This window comes from Bradyrhizobium rifense (assembly GCF_008123425.1).
Lineage (GTDB): Bacteria > Pseudomonadota > Alphaproteobacteria > Rhizobiales > Xanthobacteraceae > Bradyrhizobium > Bradyrhizobium rifense.
Genome location: NZ_VSSS01000020.1, coordinates 34,076 through 56,443, shown reverse-complemented (window position 1 = coordinate 56,443; position 22,368 = coordinate 34,076). Strand labels below are relative to the sequence as shown.

Annotated in this window: 21 protein-coding genes and 1 pseudogene; 11 read left to right on the top strand and 11 right to left on the bottom strand. The window is 65.4% G+C overall.

What is annotated here, in order from left to right:
- Positions 1-4: 4 nt before the first annotated feature.
- Both FXB40_RS11980 and FXB40_RS11975 read right to left on the bottom strand, forming a co-directional pair.
- Entirely contained in the window at positions 5-559 is a 555-nt protein-coding gene (locus tag FXB40_RS11980; protein ID WP_148772406.1) for a flavin reductase family protein, read from the bottom strand.
- 57 nt (positions 560-616) lie between these two features.
- Positions 617-1,714, bottom strand: a complete 1,098-nt coding sequence (locus FXB40_RS11975) for an LLM class flavin-dependent oxidoreductase (protein WP_148772464.1) — start codon at positions 1,712-1,714, stop codon at positions 617-619.
- Between the two features lie 219 nt (positions 1,715-1,933).
- On the opposite strand from FXB40_RS11975, the gene FXB40_RS11970 reads away from it, so the two are divergent.
- The 3 genes from FXB40_RS11970 to poxB all read left to right on the top strand — a co-directional run bounded on the left by FXB40_RS11970 (position 1,934) and on the right by poxB (position 5,311).
- Entirely contained in the window at positions 1,934-2,848 is a 915-nt protein-coding gene (locus tag FXB40_RS11970; protein ID WP_148772405.1) for a 2-dehydro-3-deoxygalactonokinase, read from the top strand.
- A 14-nt stretch (positions 2,849-2,862) separates the two neighbouring features.
- Positions 2,863-3,495, top strand: a complete 633-nt coding sequence (locus tag FXB40_RS11965) for a 2-dehydro-3-deoxy-6-phosphogalactonate aldolase (protein ID WP_148772404.1) — start codon at positions 2,863-2,865, stop codon at positions 3,493-3,495.
- A gap of 79 nt (positions 3,496-3,574) precedes the next feature.
- Positions 3,575-5,311, top strand: coding sequence for a ubiquinone-dependent pyruvate dehydrogenase (gene poxB, locus FXB40_RS11960; protein ID WP_148772403.1), 1,737 nt, complete (start codon positions 3,575-3,577; stop codon positions 5,309-5,311).
- A gap of 7 nt (positions 5,312-5,318) precedes the next feature.
- Here poxB and FXB40_RS11955 read toward each other — a convergent pair whose 3' ends face one another.
- Both FXB40_RS11955 and FXB40_RS11950 read right to left on the bottom strand, forming a co-directional pair.
- Positions 5,319-5,684: a hypothetical protein gene (locus FXB40_RS11955; RefSeq protein WP_187436821.1), complete on the bottom strand. Its 366-nt coding sequence runs from the start codon at positions 5,682-5,684 to the stop codon at positions 5,319-5,321.
- Between the two features lie 66 nt (positions 5,685-5,750).
- A pseudogene (locus tag FXB40_RS11950) lies at positions 5,751-6,659 on the bottom strand (PaaI family thioesterase).
- Positions 6,660-6,821: 162 nt separating this feature from the next.
- Here FXB40_RS11950 and FXB40_RS11945 point away from each other — a divergent pair.
- Positions 6,822-7,139, top strand: a complete 318-nt coding sequence (locus FXB40_RS11945) for a hypothetical protein (RefSeq protein ID WP_148772402.1) — start codon at positions 6,822-6,824, stop codon at positions 7,137-7,139.
- A 177-nt stretch (positions 7,140-7,316) separates the two neighbouring features.
- On the top strand, positions 7,317-8,543 hold the full coding sequence (locus FXB40_RS11940; RefSeq protein WP_148772401.1) for an LON peptidase substrate-binding domain-containing protein: 1,227 nt from the start codon (positions 7,317-7,319) through the stop codon (positions 8,541-8,543).
- A gap of 18 nt (positions 8,544-8,561) precedes the next feature.
- Here the strand turns inward: FXB40_RS11940 and FXB40_RS11935 are convergent, their stop codons facing one another.
- Together FXB40_RS11935 and atzD are read right to left on the bottom strand one after the other, a co-directional pair.
- Entirely contained in the window at positions 8,562-10,037 is a 1,476-nt protein-coding gene (locus tag FXB40_RS11935; RefSeq protein WP_187436820.1) for an amidase, read from the bottom strand.
- Positions 10,038-10,148: 111 nt separating this feature from the next.
- Positions 10,149-11,252, bottom strand: a complete 1,104-nt coding sequence (gene atzD, locus FXB40_RS11930) for a cyanuric acid amidohydrolase (RefSeq protein ID WP_148772400.1) — start codon at positions 11,250-11,252, stop codon at positions 10,149-10,151.
- 1,241 nt (positions 11,253-12,493) lie between these two features.
- Between atzD and FXB40_RS11920 the strand changes: the two genes are divergently transcribed.
- The 4 genes from FXB40_RS11920 to FXB40_RS11900 all read left to right on the top strand — a co-directional run bounded on the left by FXB40_RS11920 (position 12,494) and on the right by FXB40_RS11900 (position 17,356).
- The gene (locus tag FXB40_RS11920) at positions 12,494-14,833 is read left to right on the top strand and encodes a Tex family protein (RefSeq protein WP_148772399.1); all 2,340 of its coding nucleotides are present in this window, start codon (positions 12,494-12,496) and stop codon (positions 14,831-14,833) included.
- Between the two features lie 121 nt (positions 14,834-14,954).
- Positions 14,955-15,509 carry a hypothetical protein gene (locus FXB40_RS47825; protein WP_187436819.1) on the top strand — a complete coding sequence of 185 codons (555 nt, stop codon included), beginning with the start codon at positions 14,955-14,957 and terminating at the stop codon, positions 15,507-15,509.
- A gap of 97 nt (positions 15,510-15,606) precedes the next feature.
- The gene (locus FXB40_RS11905; protein WP_148772396.1) at positions 15,607-16,299 is read left to right on the top strand and encodes a response regulator transcription factor; all 693 of its coding nucleotides are present in this window, start codon (positions 15,607-15,609) and stop codon (positions 16,297-16,299) included.
- Complete coding sequence (locus FXB40_RS11900; protein ID WP_148772395.1) at positions 16,286-17,356, top strand: sensor histidine kinase; 1,071 nt, start codon at positions 16,286-16,288, stop codon at positions 17,354-17,356. The genes FXB40_RS11905 and FXB40_RS11900 overlap by 14 nt, the downstream gene beginning before the upstream one ends.
- Here the strand turns inward: FXB40_RS11900 and FXB40_RS11895 are convergent.
- Positions 17,351-17,722, bottom strand: a complete 372-nt coding sequence (locus tag FXB40_RS11895) for a response regulator transcription factor (RefSeq protein ID WP_148772394.1) — start codon at positions 17,720-17,722, stop codon at positions 17,351-17,353. The two genes, FXB40_RS11900 and FXB40_RS11895, sit on opposite strands and share 6 nt — an antisense overlap.
- Positions 17,719-18,585, bottom strand: coding sequence for a S1C family serine protease (locus tag FXB40_RS11890; protein WP_148772393.1), 867 nt, complete (start codon positions 18,583-18,585; stop codon positions 17,719-17,721). Before FXB40_RS11890 ends, FXB40_RS11895 begins: the two co-directional genes overlap by 4 nt.
- A 180-nt stretch (positions 18,586-18,765) precedes the next feature.
- On the opposite strand from FXB40_RS11890, the gene FXB40_RS11885 reads away from it, so the two are divergent.
- On the top strand, positions 18,766-19,731 hold the full coding sequence (locus tag FXB40_RS11885) for a VOC family protein (RefSeq protein WP_148772392.1): 966 nt from the start codon (positions 18,766-18,768) through the stop codon (positions 19,729-19,731).
- An 8-nt stretch (positions 19,732-19,739) separates the two neighbouring features.
- Here FXB40_RS11885 and FXB40_RS11880 read toward each other — a convergent pair whose 3' ends face one another.
- From FXB40_RS11880 to FXB40_RS11870, 3 genes are all read right to left on the bottom strand, one after another.
- Positions 19,740-20,012: a hypothetical protein gene (locus FXB40_RS11880; RefSeq protein ID WP_148772391.1), complete on the bottom strand. Its 273-nt coding sequence runs from the start codon at positions 20,010-20,012 to the stop codon at positions 19,740-19,742.
- Between the two features lie 10 nt (positions 20,013-20,022).
- Positions 20,023-20,349 carry a YbjQ family protein gene (locus tag FXB40_RS11875; RefSeq protein ID WP_148772390.1) on the bottom strand — a complete coding sequence of 109 codons (327 nt, stop codon included), beginning with the start codon at positions 20,347-20,349 and terminating at the stop codon, positions 20,023-20,025.
- 112 nt (positions 20,350-20,461) lie between these two features.
- Positions 20,462-21,214 carry a transporter gene (locus FXB40_RS11870; RefSeq protein WP_187436818.1) on the bottom strand — a complete coding sequence of 251 codons (753 nt, stop codon included), beginning with the start codon at positions 21,212-21,214 and terminating at the stop codon, positions 20,462-20,464.
- Between the two features lie 193 nt (positions 21,215-21,407).
- Here FXB40_RS11870 and FXB40_RS11865 point away from each other — a divergent pair, with 193 nt between their 5' ends.
- Positions 21,408-22,283, top strand: a complete 876-nt coding sequence (locus FXB40_RS11865) for a dihydrodipicolinate synthase family protein (RefSeq protein ID WP_148772388.1) — start codon at positions 21,408-21,410, stop codon at positions 22,281-22,283.
- Positions 22,284-22,368 lie beyond the last annotated feature (85 nt).

Here is a 22,368-nt window from a genome sequence, read left to right as displayed (position 1 = left end):
ACGCTTACGAAAAATCGCTCCAGCTCAGATGCCGCGAATCGAGGTCGCCGACTGTCACGGTGCCGCGGATCTCATGAGGGACGTGGAAGCTGCTGCGCAAATACACGAGCGGCGCGGCACCGTCGGAATGCGACGCGTAGCGCACTTCGCCGACGAAGATCGAATGCGTCCTGGTCTCGAATTCCTGTGCCAGCACGCAATCGAACGCGGCGACCGCGTCGGTCAGCACCGGTGCGCCGGTTGCCCCGCGTGTCCACTGGCCGAATGCAAAGCGGTCGTCACCATTGACGCCCTTCTGGCCGCTGAAGGTCAGCGCCAGCAGCGCGTGATCCTCGTGCAGGAAATTGATCGCGAAGGCGCCTTCCTCGCGGATGCGCGCGTGCGCGCTGGCGTTGCGGTTGACGCAGACAATCAGCGACGGTGGATTGTCCGACAGCGAGCAGGCCGACGTCACCGTGAGCCCGGTGCGCTTGCCGTGCTCGGCGCCGACCGTCACCAGCGCAACCGCGCCGGCGCATTGGCGCATCGCCTGCTTGAAATCTTTGGCGTCGACCGTCACGCGGAAATCTCCGAAATGAATGCGGGTGCGGCAGGTTCGCGCCGCACCCGCATTCGGTCAAGCTGCCTTCTTCGCGGAGCCGAGATGCTTCAGGCGCGGCATCACCTCGTTCTTGAGCAGCGAGAGCGAGTGGTGCCAGGCCTCGGCCTTGTGCTTGTAGTCGAAGCCGAACACCAGCAGGACGCCGAAGCCGCCGACCTCGTCGTAGATTTTCTCGATCTTCTCGGCGACGGTCGCCGGCGAGCCGACGACCCAGTTCCGCTTGGCGCAATATTCGACGGTGACGTCGCTGTCCGGCACGTCGGGGGTGTGCTTCAGATAGTCCTTGAAGCCGAAATGGCCGAGCAGGGGCAGGAAGTACTCGCTCATCATCCGGCCCATCATGTCGCCGGTCGAGAGCTTCCAGGCCTCCTCGTCCGTGTCGGCGACGAACACCTCACGCACCAGCCGCCAGTCCGCGCGGTTCGGCTTGCGGCCGGTCTTGGCGGCGCCGATCTCGACCGAGTCCCAATGGCTGCCGACATAGGCCGGGTTGAGGTTGAGGCTCATCGGGATGAAGCCGCGCTCGCCGGCGAGCTTGAGCGTGTCCGAGTTCTTCGAGAGACCCGCGACGCCGATCGGCGGATGCGGCGCCTGCAACGGCTTGATGTGAGGCTTGAGGAAGTCGAACATCGTGTCCGGCTTGGTCACCGTCCAGAACTTGCCCTTGTAGGTCCACGGCGCGGGATCGCTCCACATCTTCAGGATGATCTCCAGCGCCTCGCGGGTCATGTCGCGGTTCTGGCCGCTCATGCCGTCGACGTTGAACATCGCCCAGTCGCTCGGCAGCCCTGAGGCCGCCACGCCGAAATTGAGCCGGCCCTCGGAGAGGTGGTCCAGCATGGCGACGCGGTTGGCGAGCTCGGCCGGGTGATGATAGGGCAGCAGGAAGCCGCCGGGCCCGATGCGGATATTCTTGGTCTGCATCAGCGCTTGCGCGATCAAAAGGTCCGGCGTGGGATTGGGTTCCCAGGGCGCGGTGTGGTGCTCGCCGACCCAGGCCTCCTGATAGCCGAGCTCGTCGAGCCAGCGCATGACCTGCAGGTCCCAGTCGCTTCCTTCCTTCAGGCCGCACTCCGGCGGATGCGAAGGCATCGTGAAATAGCCGATCTCCATGGGTTTCCTCATCTGATGTTGACGCGTCTTGCTGCGCGTTCGCTGACGTGAACAGGAACAGCTTCAGCAAGCGGTGTGCCAGCGTGGCTCGCGCCCCAGACCCGCGAGAAAACGCTGGTTTGGGGCCGCAATAGCCGATATCCCGGGGCGGATTTGCCGAGCGTCCGTCTCATTGTCGCGAGACGGCGTCTTGGCCGTGAGACGAGGATACGATTCGAAATGACCGAACCCGCTTTTGTCGCGGTGGACTGGGGCACCAGCAGCTTCCGGCTCTGGCTGGTCGATCGCACAGGCCACGTGCTGGCCGAGCGCCGCAGCGATGAGGGCATGATGGCCGCGGCCAAGGCCGGCTTCGCCGGCGTGCTGCAATCGCACCTGGCCGCAGTCGCTGCACCTGCTCATTTGCCGGTGCTGGTGTGCGGCATGGCCGGTGCCAAAACCGGCTGGGTCGAGGCCGGCTACGTCGACACGCCGACGCCGTTGTCCGCGGTCCTCAAGCAGGCCGCGCGCGTGCCGGGCGAGGCGCGCGACATCCGCATCCTGCCCGGCATCGCGCAGCGCGACACAAAAGCGCCGGACGTGATGCGCGGCGAGGAGACGCAATTGCTTGGCGCGCTCGGCCTGGAGGCCGCCGGTGAGGCGCTGGTCTGCATGCCCGGCACGCATTCGAAATGGGTGAGGGTGCAGGACGGCACGGTCGCGCGCCTCTCGACGTTCATGACCGGTGAGCTCTTCAGCGTCGTGTCGCGCGAGACGATCTTGTCGCTCGCGGTGGCCGGTGCCGATGATGCCGAGGATGTCGCGAGCTTCAAGGCGGCGGTGAAGGCCGCGTACGAAGCGCCGGCCTTCGCCGCCAACCTCCTGTTCGGCGCCCGGTCACGGCAGCTGCTGTTCGGCGGCACGCCGGCCGCGGCGCGCGAGACGCTGTCGGGCACGTTGATCGGCGTTGAGCTCGCCGCAGGTCTGTCAGGCACTGTGCCAAAAGCCGGCATCACGCTGATCGCGTCGGGGCGGCTGGCGATGCTCTACCGGCAGGCCTTCGACGCGCTGTCGGTGGTCGTGAACCCGATCGATGCCGATGACGCGGTGCGCCGCGGCCTGTCGATGGCTGCTGCGGCGATCTGGACGAAGTAAAAAGGATTCTTGAGATGAGCGTTCCCTTTCCGCCGATGAAACGGCCCCTGGTCGCAATCCTGCGCGGCGTCAAGCCGGAGGAGACCGAGGCCATCGTCGGCGTGCTGATCGAGGCCGGCATGACCGCGATCGAGATCCCCCTGAACTCGCCTGATCCGTTCCGCTCGATCGGGCTTGCTGTGAAGCAGGCACCGGCTGGCGTGCTGATCGGCGCAGGCACGGTACTGACCACGGCAGATGTCGATCGCCTTAACGACGTCGGCGGCACCCTGATGGTCTCGCCGAATGTGGATACGCAGGTGCTCGCGCGTGCACATCAGTACGCCATGATCACGCTGCCCGGCGTGTTCTCGCCGACCGAGGCGCTGCTTGCGGCGCGCTCCGGGGCATCCGGCTTAAAGTTCTTTCCGGCGAGCGTGCTTGGCGCGTCCGGCATCGGTGCGATCCGCGCCGTGCTCCCGGCCGGTGTCATGATCGCCGCCGTCGGCGGCGTCTCCGACCAGAATTTTGCGGAGTACATCAAGGGCGGCGTCACCGCCTTCGGGCTCGGCTCCAGCCTCTACAAGCCCGGCATGTCGGCCGCGGATGTCGCCGCGCGCGCGAAAGCGACGATCACGGCCTACGATCGGGCGATTGTGCAAGACTGAGCAGCAATAAACAAGCCGTGATGCCGTCACAGCGGCTTTGTATCCTATCTTGCTGCATCAGCGAGATCAGGAGACCGACATGGCGATCAACAACATAGCCGATCTGTTCGTGGCAACGCTCGAACAGGCCGGCGTCAAGCGCATCTATGGCATTGTCGGCGACAGCCTGAACGCGATCACGGAGTCGCTGCGCCGTCGCGGCACCATCGAATGGGTGCATGTCCGTCACGAGGAGGTCGCGGCCTTCGCCGCCGCCGGCGAAGCCGAGATGACCGGGAGCCTTGCGGTGTGCGCCGGCTCCTGCGGGCCGGGCAATCTGCATCTGATCAACGGCCTGTTCGATGCGCATCGCAGCCGCGTTCCGGTGCTGGCGATCGCGGCGCAGATCCCGTCGGCCGAGATCGGCGGCGGTTATTTTCAGGAGACACATCCACAGAATCTTTTCCGCGAATGCAGCCACTACTGTGAACTCGTATCGGATCCGAGCCAGCTTCCCTTCGTGCTCGAGAATGCGATCCGCGCAGCAGTGGGCCTGCGCGGCGTCGCCGTCGTCGCGATGCCCGGCGACGTCGCCTTCCGCTCGCCGCCGAAGCGCGCGTTGTCGACGCCACGCGGGCTTGCGCTCGCAGCACCAAAAATCGTGCCGCAGGCCGACGAGCTGAAGGCGCTCGCCGATCTCCTCAACGGCGCCGAGCGTATCACCCTGTTCTGCGGCCGCGGCTGCGCCGGCGCGCATGCGCCGTTGATGCAGCTTGCCGAGGCGCTCAAGAGCCCGATCGTGCATGCGCTCGGCGGCAAGGAGCATGTCGAATACGACAATCCCTACGACGTCGGCATGACCGGCTTCATCGGCTTCTCCTCGGGCTACGCAGCCATGCACGCCTGCGACGCACTGGTGATGCTCGGCACGGATTTTCCCTACAAGCAGTTTTTCCCGACCGATGCGAAGGTCGCGCAGATCGACATTCGCCCGGAAAATCTCGGCCGGCGGTGCAAGATCGATCTCGGCCTCGTCGGCGACGTCAAGCTGACGATCGAGGCGCTGCTGCCGCTGCTCAAGACCAAGACGCAGCGCAAGCATCTCGACGACGCAGTCGCGCACTACAAGAAGGCGCGCGAAGGCCTGGACTCGCTCGCCAAGGGCACGCCCGGAGCTAAGCCAATCCATCCGCAATATCTCGCAAAAGTCATCAGCGATCATGCTTCTGACGACGCCGTCTTCACCGCCGATGTCGGCACGCCCACGGTGTGGGCTGCGCGCTATCTCAATATGAACGGCCGCCGCCGGTTGATCGGCTCCTTCGTGCACGGCTCGATGGCCAACGCCATGCCGCAGGCGATCGGCGCGCAGGCCTCGCAGCCCGGCCGCCAGGTGATCTCGCTGTCGGGCGACGGCGGCTTCACCATGCTGATGGGCGATCTGATCACGCTGACGCAGATGAAGCTGCCGGTGAAGATCGTCGTCTTCAACAACGGCGTGCTCGGCTTCGTTGCGTTGGAGATGAAGGCGGCAGGCTTCGTCGACACCAATGTCGATCTGGAGAATCCGGACTTCGCCGCGATGGCGCGTGCGATGGGCATCTTCGCCAAGCGCGTCGAGGACCCCGGCGAGCTCCCGGGCGCAATGAAGGACATGCTGGCCCATAATGGCCCGGCGCTGCTCGACGTCGTCACCGCCAAGCAGGAGCTGTCGATGCCGCCGACCATCACGGCCGAACAGGTCAAGGGCTTCAGCCTCTGGGTGTTGCGAGCGGTGATGAGTGGCCGTGGCGACGAGGTTATCGACCTCGCGAAGACCAATCTGCTATCGCGCTAAAGCGAAATCAGCCGCGCTTCGCCGACGGCACGGGCAATCGCTCATGGCGGCGCTGGAAGCGCTGCCAGTGCAGGACGATGCCGATGATCGCCGCCGGCACGAAGCCGAGCACGATCAGGAAGTGCGGCAATTCCTTCGGCGAGATGAAGGCGATGGCGATGTCCGAGATCAGCCAGAGCGCTGCGAACATCACCGCGAAATCCGTGCGCGGGCAGCGCAGATAGTAGAACACGGCGGTGATGACCACGGCGGGCCCGATCGCGATGGCGATCATGACCGCCGTCAGCTCCTTCGGCGTCAGCGCGTCGAGCACCATCGACGCCAACAGCCAGATGGCGGCAAACATGGCGATGATGTCGATCGGATGCCGCAACCCAATACCTCTCGTGGGAACGCGCTATCGTTGTGTCCCGAATCCCGGTCGTCAAGTAAAATACGCTTATTCCTCGTCGTTTCCAGGCGTCGGGCGCAGCATGAAATGACCGAAAGCAGAGGCGATCGGCTTGCCCGGATCGTCCTACCAGGCCCGCGCCTCGAAGGCGACGATACGCCGGCCCTGTTTCACGATCGAGACATTGGCAATGGTGCCCAGCGCCCGGCCGGAGCGCAGATAATTGACAGTGAGCCCAATGGGCTTGGGCAGCGTCGCGATGCCGAGCTCGCGCCGCACGCCGAGGATCGCGGTGGTCTCGAGGAAGGCGCCGGTCATGCCGCCATGGATGGCGGGGAGGATCGGGTTGCCGATGATTTTTGGCGAGAACGGCATCGTCAGCGTGCCGTCATCATTCACGCGAATACCGAGGCAGCGCGCGAACGGGCTGTTGGCGAACGGGCCGTCCGGATCCTCCGGCGCTTCCAGCGTCGGAATGCTGCGCGAATCCATCCTGCGGTCCGCAAGCATGTTGGTGCGGTTGGCACCGATCATGAAGCAGGCGGTGGCGGTCGCCACCGGATCGTCCTCGGAGTCCTGGTAGGCCGTGGAGCGCACGAAGGCGATCGAGCGGGTGGTGCGGTAGCAGACCGAATGCGCCTTTATAGCGAGGCCGGGTGTGGCCGGCTTCTGGTAGTCGATGCGCAAATCGAGCGTTGCGATCGCGCTGGTGCCGTCGAGCGCGAGTTGCACCGCCATGCCGCAGCTCTCGTCGAGCATTGCGGTGACGACGCCGCCATGCAGCACGCCAGTCTCGGTGTCGCCGACGAAGACGGGGCGGTAGGGCAGGCTCGACCAGGCCTCGCCCGGCGCGAACCGGTCGAGCTGAAGCCCGCTGATATGGCCGTAATCGGAGCGGCGGCCCTTGATGGCCTCGGCGAGTTCCTCGAAGGGAAGCGTGGTCGGTGAGCTGGACATGGTGACGTTCTAGACCACTGTCGGGAACGGCGCAAAACCCCGAATGCGCCCTGCACGACAGGTCTGTCAGGAACCGGTTTGGCCTCGACAGAGCGCGCCGAAGCAACGATGGTGGGCGCTTCGCCTGTCGACTTGCCCCAAGACTTGCCCCAAGGAGTGCCCATGGCCGATCCCGAAACACCCACCACCAGCCAGGGGCCCGTCACCATTTCCACCTCCAGCTCCGAGCGGGCGCCGATCATCTATTTCGACGGCGCCTCCTGCTTCGGCCATCATAACGGTGCGATCCAGATCGAGCTCGCTGCGAACCTCTTGATGCCGATCGGTGCCGCCGTCAGGGTCGACGTGGTCCAGACCGCGCATCTGCGCTGCAGCCCAGCCGCGGCGCTGGCCTTGCGCGAAGCGCTCGACAAGGCCCTTGCGATGCTCAAGCTCGGACAGCAGCAGCCGGAGGAAGCGATCCCGGCCGTGAAGAACTGAGATTGACAGCCATCCGGCTTTACGTCACCTTTCGCGCAGGTTGATACGACCTGCCGGTTGCGCCCTCCGTGGAACGGTGAATGTATCGAGCCCTGATCGGCCCCCCTTTGCCCGAGCGACCGGGTCAGCAACGCAACCACCTGACACACCTGGATCGCTTATGCAGAGGACGAACCGATGCGCGATTTTCGCGATGCCAAGGCTATGGCGCAGACCCTGCGCGAATCCCTGACCACCAAGGCCGTCACCATCAGTCACAGCGAGAGCCTCGAACTGGTATCGAGAATGCTCGGTGTTGCCGACTGGAATACGTTGTCGGCGCTGCTTCACGCCGAGCGGCGTGACACGGCTGCGCCGATTGTAAGGCTCAAGAGCCCGTCGGCAGTCTACCCGGCGATTCCCTTGCGCGATTTCGTGCCGTTTCCGAACGCGACCTTTCCGCTGTTCGTTGGACGCGAGCACACGGTGCTGGCGCTCAATCATGCGTTCGAGGGCGAACGCGAGATGGTCTGCGCGATCCAGCGCGATTCCGGTGTCGATGATCCGGCGTTTGCCGATCTCTACGAGGTCGGCGTGCTCGCTCAATTGCTCGAGCTGGAACGGCTCTCCGACGGCTCGATCCGGGTGCTGACACGCGCGATCCGTCGCGTCGGGCTCCACAGCTTCACGGCGGTGGCGACCGGCTATCGGTCCGACACTTCCGAATTGCCCGAGCGCCCGGCCGTGGATGCGCCTGATCTCGTTCGCAGGGCCATCCAGCGCTTCGAGGATTACGCGGCGGCTCATCTTCTGCTCATGCCGGACGTCTGGTTGTTCTTCGACCAGACCCGCGACGTCGGGCGAATTGCCGACACGATGGCGACGCGCATGAAGCTGCCGGTCAAGGACAAATACGAGCTATTGGCGATCCTCGATCCGGTGAAGCGGCTGGAAAAGATCGATTCATTGCTGGACGTGTCGGCGCGGCCATTCGGCCCGGCCTATGAAGCGGCGCGACGCCGCGCGCTCGTCCTCGCCGATCAGCGCCGGCATCAGTTTGCAACGCTGGAGCATCTGCTGCTGGCGCTGACCGAAGACGGCGATGCGGCACCCGTGCTGCAGGCCTGCAACGCCGATCTCGACGTGCTCAGGAAAAACCTGGCCGACTATCTCGACAAAGAGCTCGCGCACACCATGATCGAGACCGGCACCGCAGCGCCGACCGCCGCATTCCTGCGTGTCGACCGCCGTGCAGCGCTGCATGCCCAGGAAGTCGGCTATCCCGCCGTGACAGGCACCAATGCGCTCGTCGCTCTGTTTCCGGAGACGCGAAGCCCGGCGGCGCGCATGCTCGCCGACCAGGGCGTGACACGCTGGCGCGTCGACAAAGCCATCGCGCGAAATGCTGCCAAGGAGAAGGGCTAGGCAGTCCGTAGCGACTGCTTACGCTTTCGCCACGTGGACCTTTGCGGTCTTCCCGCCGTTCCACTTGCCGTCGAGCGCGCGCTCGATCTGGGCGGCGAGTTGCAGCAGCAGGCCGTCATTGGCCTGTTTCGCGATCGCCTGGATGCCGAGCGGCAGGCCGTGCTCTTGCGCGGCCATCGGCATCGAGATCGCCGGCATGCCGCAGAGGTTCGCAAGCGGCGTGAAGGCGAAGAAGCGCCAGAGATTGCCGAACCAGTCGAGCACGTCGGGATTATCGGAGATGGTGAGATATTCCTTGGTGCCGACCTTCGGCGTCGGTAGCGCCGTGATCGGCGTCAGGATCACATCCCACTGTTCGAAGAAGGCGCCGAAACCGCGTGATGTCGTGTTGAACACGCCTTGCATCTTGGCCCGATCGGCAAAGCTGGTGTGAAGCCCGGCTTCCCAGATCCGGATGTTCATGGGCTCGATCAAATCTTCGGGCGGACGCTCCAGCCCGCGCGCGGCGAGCATGTTGGAGATCACCACGGAAAAGTTCGAGATGTAGCAGGTGGTCTGCGCCGCGAAGGCGGCGCGGAAATCGAGCTCGGGCAGCGCGTAATCGACGTGATGGCCGAGGCCTTCGAGAAAGCGGCCGGTCTTCTCCAGCTCGGCGGCGATCTCAGGCGTCGCGGTGTAGTCGCCCCAGGTATGCGACAGCGCGATGCGCAGCTTGGACGGATCGCGCTTGATCATCTCGCTGTAAGGCTGCGCCGTGGTCCAGAACGGCATGAACTCGCCGGGCGCAGGGCCACGGGCATTGTCGACGAAGGCGGCGGTGTCGCGCACCGTGCGCGACTGGCAGCCCTGGATCGAGACCAGGCCGGTGAGATCCGACATGTGCGGCGCCAGCGAGAACACGCCGCGCGAGACCTTCAGCCCGATATTGCCGTTGACGCCGGCGGGAATGCGGATCGAGCCGCCGCCGTCGGTCGCGTGCGCGATCGGCACCACGCCGGCCGCGACCATCGCGGCGCTGCCTGCCGACGAGCCGCAGGTGGTGTAGTCGGTATTCCAGGGATTGCGGGTGACATAGACGGCGGGATTGTCGGCCGAACTGCACACGCCGAATTCCGGCGTCGTCGTGCGCCCGATCAGGTTGAGGCCTGCCTGGCGGAATTTGCCGGTCAGGAACGTGTCGGCCGCGGCGCGATTGCCGCGCATCAGCAGCGAGCCCATCTCCTGCATCCGGCCCTTCATGGTCGGCCCCAGATCCTTCATCAGGAAGGGCAGGCCGGCGAACGGCCCGCCGAGATTGGCGCCGTCCTTGGCGGGATCGGCGATCACGTCATCGAACAGCTCGACCACGCCCGACAGCGTCGGATTGACCTTGGCCACGGCCGCTGCAGCCTGACGAGCCAGTTCCTTCGCCGTCAGCTCGCCCTTGCGGACGCGCGCCGCCAGCCCGACGCCATCGTGCTGCGCCCATTCGTTCCAGCTCATCGGCAAAGTCATGAAGTCAAATCCCTCAAGGTGCGGGCGCCACCTTTTTCGCAAGGGCCCGCGTGAATCAACTGAGCCGGCGCGAAGGGCAGGGTTGCGCCGGGCGGAGAGGTCGCGGCGTCATTAGGGCAGGTGCGCGATCACCGCAACCGGTCCGCCGCCGGCCGGTCCCTGATGCTCGGCGCCGCCGGAGACGTAGACCGCGCTGGTGCCGGCGAGGCCGGCGATTAAGCCGCCGACCGCCGCGCGGGCATGGCGTGTCGAGCTGATATCGGTGTCTTCCAGCATGGTGTGGCGGGAGCCGCGCACGGTGCCATCAGGTGAGGCCTCGGCCTTGGCGAGGATGTTGACGAGCTCGCGGCCCGACTTCGGTGTGGTACCAAGCCCAACGCTCTTCAATGCCGACATCACCGCGGCGGCATCGATCGCATCGTCCATCACGGCATGCCCGATCTCGAATTCGCTCGCTGAGCCTTCCGAATTGCCGAGCACGATGACGACGTTGTGCATCAGCTCGATCCCTGACGAGGTCGAGGCGACCTTCGAGAACAGGTCGTAGCGCCGCAGCACGACGTCATCGCTGATGTCGGATGCGACCTCGCCGAGCGCAACCGCAACGCCGAGTGCGGAGGCGCCGCGCGAATAGGCCATCGAGCTGTAGGCGCTGATCGTCGCCGTCTTGGCGCCGCGCGCGGCTGCTGCCTCGACACGTTCGCTGGTGAGCAGCGGGCACTTGATCTGGACGAAATGGACGTCGGCGGCGTCAGAGATGCCGGCATCCGCCATCGCGGCCTTCACCGCCCTGGCGGTCTCGGTGATCTGTGCCGAGCGGCCAAGCTCTTCAGGCAGAAAATCGCGGGTCTGCGCCATGCCGATGCTCAGGCGCTTGCCGGCGATGCCTGCGTGCGGCGTCGCAACCTGCTGGCGCGTGAACACCGTGATGTGCGGGCTGAGCACGCCTTCGGTCCCGCCGGACATCACAAACGCAATGCGCTGCTCGACCTCGTGCGGCGTCAGATCAAGCTTTGGCGCCAGCGCCGTGCACAGCGCAGCCACGGCATATTCCCGGGTGAAATCATTGACGCCGCCATTGCCCTCGGTCTTGCCGAGGATCGCCAGGATGGAGGCCGGATCGATCGCGCCGGAGCCGATCAGGCTTATGAGGCCGGAAACGTCGCCGGGGCCCTTGGTGGCGACCTTGAAGACGCCGACCGATGTCGTCCGCATGGATAGTCCTCGTGGGAAGTTCGGTGGTCCGGCGGGTCAACCAGCCGTGGAAGCAGGGTGGATGTCAAGTGTGAGCGGTAGCCCGGATGGAGCGAAGCGCAAATCCGGGACGGCGTCTCCGCATTCCACTTCCGCCTTCGCTCTTCGAGCTACGGCGGACAAGCCGCTCCATGCGGGCTACAAGATCCTGCGTCGCCTCTTCGGCCAAAACACGATCGCTGGGTCAATCAACCTGCGGCAAAATATTCTACTTTACCGAAATTCGGATTTGTCGTATGTGTCGCCCATCCTGATCCGGCGAAAAGGGGCGGTCGTACGTCGTCACGAGCCGCGGGTCGGGCTGCGGTGGACGTGAGCAGCGCCGTCGCGGATGCGAGTTGCAGGGTGGGGCAGTGGATTGAGCCGAGCCCCGTGAGCGACTTGCAAGCCGCGTTGTACGAACGGCGCTTTGTCCTGCCAGGCCCTTGGGCCTAAACAGGAATTGCTTGCGTACGGCAAAACCGTGTGGTCCTGGCCGTCGTCGCTACGGCCAAGTTCTTGCGGAGGCGGCATTGGCGTCAACCGGCGCGGTGTCGGTGAATTCCGCAAGCGCGAGGGAGGCCAGAAGGAACTCGGCTCCCGGGAGAGCATGGCATAAGCCGTCCGACCACTGCGCAGGGAAGGCCGTGTGTTCGGCTACACCTGTATGCTGCTGTGCGGTCTCTTTGCGCTACATCTTCGCGCAGCAGACCGCGGGTGCCAGCCGGCACCCGGCCTTCCCTGCGCCCTTTCCATTGAGGGCGTGAACGGAGCACAAAACTCGGGCGGAATATGCCGCGAGAGTGCGAAGCTGCGTCTGCAAGTTGAAATGTCCATTGGAGGACCACAATGCCACCGCTCGCAATGACGATTGTGGAGGCTGCAACGGGCACCACACCATCCCGTCACCCTGAGGTGCGCGCGGTACGGCGCGATAGCGTCGCAGCGCAAGCCTCGAAGGGCGACGCCCGGCTGCATCCGGGGCGTGCATCCTTTCGAGGCCTCCGCTACGCTACGGCCCCTCAGGATGACGGAGCCGAAGCAAGAGGCAGAACCCGCGACATCCCCACGATTGTGGCGAGATCGCATCGGCCCCACAAAAAAATCCTCTGTCGACGGTTGCGCGCCGCACCTTGATGAATCAACCTTGGTTGGTCCATAAGCGGCGTCCCGCGACCGGATTTCGGTTTGCGTCGCGTGCTTGGCTATAAAGGGATTCTCGCGTGGCAAATATCAACCAGAAAATTGCGCAGGAGCTTGGGGTACGGGCGGAGCAGGTCGAGGCGACGGTGACGCTGCTCGATGGCGGCGCTACGGTTCCCTTCATCGCGCGCTACCGAAAGGAAGCGACCGGTGCGCTCGACGACGCGCAATTGCGCACCCTGGAGGAGCGCCTGGGCTATCTGCGCGAGCTCGAAGACCGCCGCAAGGCGATCCTCGAATCGGTCCGCGAGCAGGGCAAGCTTGATGCCGCACTCGAAGCCTCCATTCTTGCCGCCGACAGCAAGGCGCGCCTCGAAGACATCTATCTGCCATTCAAGCCGAAGCGCCGCACCAAGGCCGAGATCGCCAAGGAGGCCGGCCTCGAGCCGCTCGCCAACCAGCTGATCGCAGAGTCCGGCAACGATCCCAAGGTCGTCGCCGAGGGCTTCATCAACGCCGAGAAGGGCGTCGCGGATGTCGTGGCCGCGCTCGACGGCGCCCGCGCCATCCTGGTCGAACGCTTTGACGAAGACGCCGATTTGATCGGCGTGCTGCGCGAGGAGATGTGGACCAACGCACGCATGGCCTCGAAGGTGCGCGAGGGCAAGAAAACCGAGGGCGAAAAATTCGCCGACTATTTCGAGTTCTCCGAGCCACTGACAAAACTGCCGTCGCATCGCATCCTCGCGATGTTCCGCGGCGAGAAGGAAGAGATCCTCGATCTCCAGATCCAGGCTGAGGCCGAAGCGCCGCCCGCGGGCGTGCCGGGTGCCTATGAACTGAAGATCATGAAGCGGTTCGGCATTGCCGACCTCAAGCGCGCCGGCGACCGCTGGCTGATCGACACCGTGCGTTGGGCCTGGCGCACCAAGATCCAGGTGCATCTCAATATCGATTTGCGCATGCGGCTGTGGAATGCGGCCGAGACCGAAGCGGTGCGCGTATTCGCCTCGAACCTGCGCGACCTCCTGCTCGCGGCGCCCGCCGGCACCCGCGCCACCATGGGGCTCGATCCCGGCTACCGCACCGGCGTCAAGGTCGCCGTCACTGACGCGACCGGCAAGGTGGTCGATACCGCCGTGATCTATCCGCACGAGCCGCAGCGGCAGTGGAACGAGTCGCTCGCGATCCTCGGCAAGCTTGCGATCAAGCATCGCGTCGAACTGATCGCGATCGGTAACGGCACCGCCTCGCGCGAAACCGACAAGCTCGCGGGCGATCTCGTCAAGGGCCTCGCCGAGCTGAAGATGTCCAAGATCGTCGTGTCGGAAGCCGGCGCGTCGGTCTATTCGGCCTCGGCCTTCGCCTCGGAGGAATTGCCTGAGCTCGACGTTACCCTGCGTGGTGCGGTCTCGATCGCCCGCCGTCTCCAGGATCCGCTCGCCGAGCTCGTCAAGATCGAGCCCAAGGCAATTGGCGTCGGCCAGTATCAGCACGATCTCGGCCAGGCCAAGCTCGCAAAGTCGCTCGATGCCGTGGTCGAAGACTGCGTGAACGCGGTCGGTGTCGACGTCAACACCGCTTCGGCACCGCTGCTCGCCCGCGTGTCGGGCGTCGGCTCCGGCCTTGCCCAGAGCATCGTGGCGCACCGTGACGCCAACGGTCCGTTCAAGTCGCGCAAAGCGCTCAAAGAAGTGCCGCGGCTCGGTCCGAAGGCGTTCGAGCAGTGCGCCGGCTTCCTGCGCATCCTCGGCGGCGAGGATCCGCTCGATGCCTCCGGCGTGCATCCGGAAGCCTATCCGGTGGTGCGGCGGATTCTCAGCGCCACCAAGAGCGACATCAAGGCGCTGATCGGCAGCAGCGAGGTCGTCCGTACGCTGAAGCCGAAGGATTTCGTCGACGAGACCTTCGGTCTGCCGACCGTCACCGACATTCTGCGCGAATTGGAAAAGCCCGGCCGCGACCCGCGTCCGGCGTTCAAGGCCGCGGTGTTCAAGGAGGGCGTCGAGGAGATCAAGCATCTGCAGAAGGGCATGATCCTCGAGGGCACCGTGACCAACGTTGCTGCGTTCGGCGCCTTCGTCGACATCGGCGTGCACCAGGATGGCCTCGTTCACATCTCGGCGATGTCAAAAACCTTCATCAAGGATCCGCGCGAGGTGGTGAAGCCCGGTGATATCGTCAAAGTGAAGGTGCTGGACTTCGAGGTCGCCCGCAAGCGCATCTCGCTGACCCTCCGTCTCGACGACGAGGTCGGCGCCAAGAAGGACGCCCCCGGCATGCAGCGCGACAACGGGGCTCGCAATCCTGCGCGCATGACCTCCTCGGCCCCGCGCAATCAGGAGTCTTCCGGCAGCGGCGGCGCCCTCGCCGAGGCAATGCGCCGTGCTGCGGAGAAGAACGGCGGCAAGCGCGCCTAGCCTTCCCTAACACCCGCGTCAGAATCTGGCGCATTTGTAAGTTGAAGGAGAGCGCTCCTTCTTCTCATCTGAGCATCCTCGTGCGGCGCGGTCACCGCCGCACTGCAAGGAGGATGGTTCGATGAACAACAGGCTTCTCAAAGGTCTCACTGCCGCGACGATCGCAGCAGTGATGGCGATCGCTTCACCCGTGCTCGCCCGAGGTGGAGGCGGGGGCGGCGGTGGCGGCCACGGCGGTGGCGGCTTCGGCGGTGGTGGACGCGGCGGCTTCGGTGGCGGGATGCACGGTGGCGGCTTCGGTGGCGGGATGCACGGTGGTGGCTTCGGTGGTGGCATGCACGCCGGCGGCTTCGGCGGAATGCATGTCGGCGGCATGGGCGGCGGTGCGCACTTCGCCCATGTCGGTGGACCAGGCTTTGGTGGAGCGGCCTTCGGCGGTGCGCGCTTCGCGCATGCGGCGATCGGGCCGCGCTTCGCTGGCGCTGGTGCCGGCTGGCACGGTCGGCCCTTCATCGGCCGGCATGCCTTCTTCTTCCACCATCACCACTTCCGCCGTTTCGCCGTCTTCGGCGCGCCTTACTACTACTCCAACTATTACGACGACGGCTGTTGGCGCAGGAGTCTGACGCCCTATGGATGGCAATGGGTCAATGTGTGCGGGGAAAATTGGTACTAGCATCGCTGGACCGCACCATTGTCGCGATCGCCACCGGGCAGTTCCGCTCAGCCCCGGAACGGGATAGTCTGGTGGCGATCGTCGCGCGGAGTTTGTCATGACTGGAGGTCACCGCCGCATTCTGGTCGTCGAGGACGATCCGGAAACCGCAGGCCAGCTCGTCGAGGAGCTGACGATTTCCGGCTATGACGTCGACCTTGCCGCCACGGGGCGTGAAGCCCTCAGCCATGGCGTCGCGCGCGACTATGCCGTGATCACCATCGACCGCATGCTGCCCGACATCGACGGCATCGCCGTGATGCGGCAAATGCGTGACGACGGCGTTGCCTCGCCCTTCCTGATCATCTCCGCGCTCGGCGAGGTCGACGACCGCGTGCGCGGCTTGCGCGCCGGCGGCGACGATTATCTCGTCAAGCCGTTCTCCTTCGTCGAGCTGCTCGCACGTCTCGAGGCGCTCGGTCGACGCAGCGAGACCATCGCGAAGGAAACGATTCTGCGCGTCGGCGATCTCGCGGTCGACCTGATCGCGCGTAACGCCAGCCGCCGCGGCCGCAAGATTCCGCTGCTGCCGCGCGAGTTTCAGCTGCTCGAATATCTCGTGCGCAATGAGGGCCGCGTGGTCTCGCGCGCGATGCTGCTCCAGCATGTCTGGGACCTGCATTTCGATCCCTCCACCAACATCATCGACGTCTATGTCGGACGCGTTCGTCGCAAGGTCGACGACGCCCAGGCCTATCCATTGATCCACACCATTCGCGGCATTGGATATTGCCTCCGTGCTCCTGGCTAACACGCTTCGGTCCTCGACCTTCCGCCTGGCGCTGATCGCGATCGCGATCTTCGGCTTGATCGTCGCGGCGATCATGGCGTACGTCTATTTCGGTACGCTCGCCTATGTGCGGAGCCGGGTGGGCGATGTCGGCGACCACAGCGGCTTCGTCGCGATGCTCGAGCTTGCGATGATCGCGGTTGCGGTGTTGCTCCTGGTGCTGGCAGGCCTCGCCGCCGTGCTGGTGACGCGACGCACGGTCGGACGGATCGAGGAGATCAATGCCACCAGCCGCGCCATCATGCTGTCCGGCCTCGATCGCCGCATTCCCTTGCGCGGCAGCCACGACGAATGGGACCGTGTCGCCGAAAACCTCAACCAGATGCTCGACCGCATCGAGACGCTGATGGGCGAGGTCAAGCAGGTCAGCGACAATGTCGCCCACGATCTGCGCACGCCGCTGACCCGCATGCGCGGCCGGCTGGAAAAGGCCTATCACCACGAGCGCAACAGTGAGGCCGATGCGGCGCTGATCGGCGACACCATCGCTGACCTCGATGCGGTGCTCGGCATGTTCGCCTCGATCACGCGGATCTCGGAGATCGAGACCCGCGCCCGCCGGAGCGCGTTTCGCGCGCTCGACCTCGCCGAGATCGCCGGCGAGGTCGTCGAACTCTACGACGCCGCCGCCGAGCAGATCGCGACGCGGCTGAGCATCAGTAGTGACCGCGAGGTCGCCGTCACCGGCGACCGCGATCTGCTGTTCGATGCCATCGCCAATCTGGTCGACAACGCGATCAAGCATGGCCGCCCAGGCGGAAAGGTTACGGTGACATGCCGTAACACCGGGGACGGCGCGACGATCGCCATCGCCGATGATGGTCCGGGCATTGCCGCCGATCAGCACGATCCCGTGTTCAAACGCTTCTACCGGCTCGAGCAGAGCCGCTATACGCCCGGCAACGGCCTGGGCCTGAGCCTGGTCGCGGCGGTGTCGCGCCTCCACGGCGCCGAGATCGCGCTGCATGACAACGCGCCGGGCCTGACGGTCCAGCTCAACTTCCCGAGCGCGCTATAGCTCGATCACGCCACGACGCGCCGCATGCGCCACCGCGTCGGTGCGGCCGGTGGCATCCAGCTTGTCGAGCAACGAGCCGACGTGGAATTTCACGGTATGCACGGAGATGTTGAGCTGCCGGGCGATCATCTTGTTGGAGGAACCCTCCGCCATCAGCGCCAGCACGTCGAGCTCGCGCTGCGTCAGGGCGATGTCGTCCGGCATGACGCGCGGATCGCGCGCGACGACGCTCGCCGTGGCGGTCTCGCCCGGCGCAACAAGGCGAAGCCCCGCGACACTGCCGAGCAGCGTCGCGAGGCGGTCGGCGAGAGCGGGATCGTCGATCTCCAGGGACAGCACGATCTCGGGTGCGTTGTCCTCGCTCACGCCTCCGGCCTCTCGCCAATCGTGACCTTGAAGCTCGCCGGCTCGCCGCCGCGGCGGACCGCGACATCGACCACCTGGCCGACGCTCGCGGGTCCCAAGGTTCGCAGTAGCGCGCGCACGCCGGAAAGCTTCTGGTCATTAACCGCCACGATCACGTCGCCCTGGCGGATGCCGGCCGTGGCCGCCGGGCCTGCCTTGTCGACATTCATCACCATCGCGCCGATGCCGTCGTCGAGCCGCAGCGGCTGCAGCCCGAGCCCGAGATACCCGCGCGCGATGCGGCCGCGTGTCTCGAGCTGGGCCGCGACGCGCTCGATCGTCGCCGTCGGGATCACCAGCACACGCCGCGGTCCCAAGACGGTCATGCCGAAGGCCTCGCCGGATGCATCGAGGGCGAGGCCGCCCTCCTGGCTCGGACGCAGGCGAACATCGAGCTCGATCCGCGCATCGATCTCGCCGCCGCGCAAGGAGCGCCAGCTCTTGCCTGAAACCGACACCATCCCGAGCGCCGCGCTCTGCGCATCGCGATTGGTGGCGACCACGACCGAGAGCGTGCCGAGGGCGGGGACTGTCGCGGCGAGCTTGACCGGGCTGATGCTGGTATCGGTGCGCAGCAGTGCGATATCGGTGGTGTGGTCGCGGCCGACGATCTTGGCGGCCGTCGTACTGCCATCGGGAAGAACGATCTGGACCTCGCCCTCATCGGCCAGCGCCTCGTCGGCCGTGACGATCAGGCCGGGCTTCCAGACGAAGCCGGTTGAGCGGGAGCGATGCGAATGCACGGAGACGACGGACGGCGCGATGCGCGCCACGACATCCGCGAGCGCGGACGATAGCGAGGTGAAAGGAGTGAAGTCGGTCATGGAAGGCTCCTGTAAGCTGTCCACAATCTGGGACGTCACGGGCCATTGCGAAACTGGCCGGGTGGCCAGTCCTCCCTGGGCCACGGCCGACGAACATGTGATTGGGAGCCGCTCACGGGAACGTGTAGCAATCGCCAAATTGCGCCATATGGCCTCAAGGATTTCAGCGAGCCCTGACCGATGACCATCGACCTCACCCGCCGCACCCTGCTTCAGCTCGCCGGCGCCAGCTCGCTCGCGATGGCGGCAGTGGCCGCCGCGCACGCCGAGGGCAATCCGCAAGGCGGCGGGCCGACCTATGCCAGCCGCACCCCGATGCGGGTCGGCATGGTGACGCTGCGCGTGAAGAACCTCGACAAGGTGGCAGACTACTACCGCGACGTGATCGGGCTCACCGTGATGGAGCGCTCCAGCGCCGCCGCAAAGCTCGGTACGGCCGGTATCGGGCTGCTGGTGCTGGAAGCCCGTCCCGACGCCGCGATCGAGCCGCGCAACGCCGCCGGCCTTTACCACACCGCCTTCCTGATGCCATCGCGAAAAGACCTCGCGCGCTGGCTGGTGCATGCCGCCTCGCACCGCGTGAAGCTGTCGGGCTTTGCCAATCATCTCGTCAGCGAGTCTGTCTATCTCGACGACCCCGAAGGCAATGGCATCGAGGTCTATGCCGATCGCGATCCCTCGCAATGGCAGTGGAGCGAGGGCAGCGTGAAAATGGCGACCGACGAGCTCAACATTCCCGATCTGCTGTCGCTGACGAACACGCGCGTCAGCGACTATGCCAGGGCGCCGGACGGCCTGCGCGTCGGCCACATGCATTTGCGTGTCGGCGATCTCGCGCAGGCCGAGAGCTTTTACCACGGTGCGATTGGTCTCGACCCGACCCGCAGCCGCAACGGCGCCGCGTTCCTGTCGTCGGGCCGCTATCACCACCATCTCGGCATGAACGTCTGGCAGAGCCAGGGCGCGGGCCAGCGCGACGACGCCATGACCGGTCTCGCCTGGTTCTCGCTGGTGACGGAGAAGCAGGAGCTGCTTGCCGCGCAGGAAGAACGGCTGCGCAAGGGCGGCGCGCGAGTCGCGCAGCTGCCGGATGGTGTCGAGGCAATTGATCCCTGGGGCACACGGGTGCGGCTGCTCAAGGTGTGAGCGGCCGCCTAGAGCTCGCGATAGCTCCGCTCGCCGGTTTCGGGCCGCATGAACACGGCGACGCGCTTGTTGGTTTCGGGGTCGATGAAGCGTTCGCCGGTGTCGACCCAGCCAGGCTCGATCGGCTGCTTCGAGGCCGGCTTGTAGCGCGTGTCGTAGATCAGGCTCGCGATCAGGCCGATACCGACGAATGTCAGCGGTATGCCGAACGGAAAGAAATGTCCGACAATGACGAGCACGATTGCGATCAGAAGCGCCGCGATGCCGATCGTCAGGGACATGCTCCCGTTCCTAGTGTGCCGCCGGCTCGATGACGACGGCCGTCCCGTAAGCGACGATCTCGCTCATGGTCTGGCCGATCTCGGCGGAATCGAACCGCATCATCACAATCGCGTTGGCACCCATCGCGGTGGCGTTCTCGACCAGGCGATCGATGGCGTGGCGGCGGGCGTCCTCCAGCAGCCTCGTATACTCCGGAATCTCGCCGCCGACGATCGAACGGAGGCCGGCGACGATATTGCCGCCAAGTCCGCGGCTGCGGACGACAATGCCAAAACACTGGCCCAGCGTCCGGACCACGCGGTGGTTCGCGACGTTCTCAGTGGTGACGATCAACATGTGGCTTCCCTGCCTGGTTACACGCCACCATTAGTCCGCGGCCAGATGGAACGGTTCATTGCCGTTCGATCGGGGGGCGACTTGATAGCCAGGCAAAGTCCTCGGGAACTGGTCAATGCCGAAGCATTGGTCTCATTGCCGTGCCGATGACGTTGTCCCAGCGGTAGGAATAGCCGACGCCGATGATGTAGTCCGGCGAATTCCGGTTGAGGCCGAAGGCCAGGTGGAAATCGAGCTGCTCGGTCCGGTTCAAGAGATAGCCGCCGCCGACATTGAAGAGCGCCGTGCTCGCGCCGCGTGACGGAGTGTCGCTGACATATTCGGCGAACAGCGCCAGCTTTTCGCTGACCTTGCGTTCGAGCACGAAGGTCGCCTCGCTGGTCTGGTGGTTGGCGAGATCCGATGGCCGGAAGAAGCTCGTGAACATGCCGCTGATGCCCCAGCCGCCGCCGAGCTCGTAAGACCAGGGGAATTGCAGATAGGGCTGAAGGCCTGCGCCGGTGATTGCGGGCGTGCCGGTGGGCAGGCCGACGCCGAACACCACCGAGAGGTTTGCGGGCTCAGGCAGCCCGCTGACCTGCCATTTCACGCCGGGGGTGACATTGGTGAAACCGCTGTCGACCGTGCCGGTCAGCCGCCCGACATGGCTGGGAACATCGACCAGCACTTCGAGGCAGGGCGCGATGCCGAAGCGGAGACGGCTGTTGCTGCCGTCAAAGCCCTTACCCGCACTCTGGCCGGACGTGTTCAGACCGTTCTCGATCTGGATGCTGCCATCAGGCACGACCAGGCTGGAATTGGTCACGTCAGGACGATCGGTCGCGATCTCCGATTGCGGCGAGGGGCATTCACCGGCGTGGGCCATGCCGGGGCACAGCGCGGTGGCAAGGAGGCCGACGCAACACAACGAAACCCGCCAACGCTGCAGGACAATTCCCGAAACCACAAACACGCTCTTCGAAGGCCGATCGCTTGCTGGCAATAATACCTCATGGTAGCACGCGATGGATCGCGCGCCTGTCAGACAAGACTCGCTTCCTCCGGAACTTATTCCCGACATGACCGATTTTCGCGGCGTCTTCCCCTATCTCGTCTCGCCGGTCGGTATTGACGGCACGGTGCGGACCGATGTGCTCGCAAAGCTCTGCGACGACTTGATCGGCGCCGGCGTGCACGGGCTGACGCCGCTCGGCTCGACCGGCGAGTTCGCCTATCTGAACGCCGCGCAGCGCATGGCGGTCGTGCAGACCACGATCGAGGCTGCGAAGGGCCGCGTGCCGGTCGTAGCCGGCGTCGCCTCCACCTCGACGGCCGATGCGGTGGCGCAGGCGCAGGCCTATCAGAGGTTCGGCGCCAACGGCATCCTGGCGATCCTGGAGGCCTACTTCCCGCTCGCCGATGCCCAGGTCGAGTCCTATTTCCGCAGTATCGCGGACGCCGTGGACATTCCGGTCGTCATCTACACCAATCCCCAATTCCAGCGCTCGGACCTGACTCTCGATGTCATCGCGCGCCTCGCCGAGCATCCGCGCATCGGCTACATCAAGGATGCCTCGACCAACACCGGGCGGCTGCTCTCTATCATGAACCGCTGCGGCGATCGCTTGCGGGTCTTTTCGGCCTCCGCCCACATCCCGGCCGCGGTGATGCTGATCGGCGGCCTTGGCTGGATGGCGGGACCGGCCTGCATCATCCCGCGCCAGAGCGTCACGCTCTACGACCTCTGCCAGGCCGGCCGCTGGGATGAGGCCATGGCGCTCCAGCGCAGGCTGTGGCGCATCAACGAGGCCTTCGCCCGCTTCAACCTCGCGGCCTGCATCAAGGCCGGGCTTGCGATCCAGGGCTATGACGTCGGCGATCCCGTCCCGCCGCAGGCCCCTCTGACAGCCGACGCGCGCAAGGTCGTGGAAGCGGCATTGCGGGAGCTCGCGTAGCCTTCGCGGCATGACGAATCCATGGTCCCACCGCCCAAAACCGCGGCTGGTCTCGCATGGCTCGATCCGCTAAAAGGCAGCCCGA